This window comes from Mucilaginibacter psychrotolerans, assembly GCF_004519315.1.
Taxonomy (GTDB): Bacteria; Bacteroidota; Bacteroidia; order Sphingobacteriales; family Sphingobacteriaceae; genus Mucilaginibacter; species Mucilaginibacter psychrotolerans.
Window position 1 is genome coordinate 1 of record NZ_SOZE01000092.1, and the last position, 669, is coordinate 669.

Sequence of the window (669 nt, forward strand, 5' to 3'; positions counted from 1 at the left end):
GGGTATTTGATCAGCTGATCGGCCACCGTAGCATCCATTTTCAGTTTCCCTTTCGGAGATGGCTCATTTTGTACTGGCTGGTCTGCCCCGGTTGCGCTTTGATCAACACGGGCATTATCCCGGTCGCCTGGTGGTTTACCTTCCTGTTTTTCAGCTGCCTCAGTCCCTGGAATACCCAGGGCAGCAGCAATGATCCGCTGGCTCATCAGGTCAAATTTGTCCTGACCTAAACGATAACGAAAAGCGGTAAACAGGCTTCGGTCAAACAACGGTTCTGCGGTATAAGCACTTAATCCCAGGAAGTATTGCAGGTAGATGTTTTCCCTGATGGTCTCTACCACTTCCCGGTCATCAAGCTTTAGCTTATGTTTGATGACCATCGAGCCGATAACGATACGGGCATCGATAGATGGCGCACCCATGCCCGTACTCATCGACTGGTAATAAATACCTGCCAGTTCATCCCAGGGAATGATAGAAGCCAGCTTTACCCAGCGGTTCTCTTTATCCAGCTTAAGCTCAAATGGTGTCCGAAATTCTTCAATGCTTAGCTGATTAGCAGATTTGTACTTGATCATTAGTGCAAGGATTATGACCCTAAAATACTAAAACCTTTGCACTTTTAAAAGGAATTTATTATATAATATACTAACAATCAATTATATATAC

1 protein-coding gene is annotated in these 669 nt (G+C 45.0%); it reads right to left on the reverse strand.

Translation table 11 applies throughout. The features are described 5' to 3' along the window. Positions 1-578: transposase (locus E2R66_RS28160; protein WP_134738028.1), on the reverse strand; the 578-nt coding region annotated here is incomplete at its 3' end. Between the last annotated feature and the right edge of the window lie 91 nt (positions 579-669).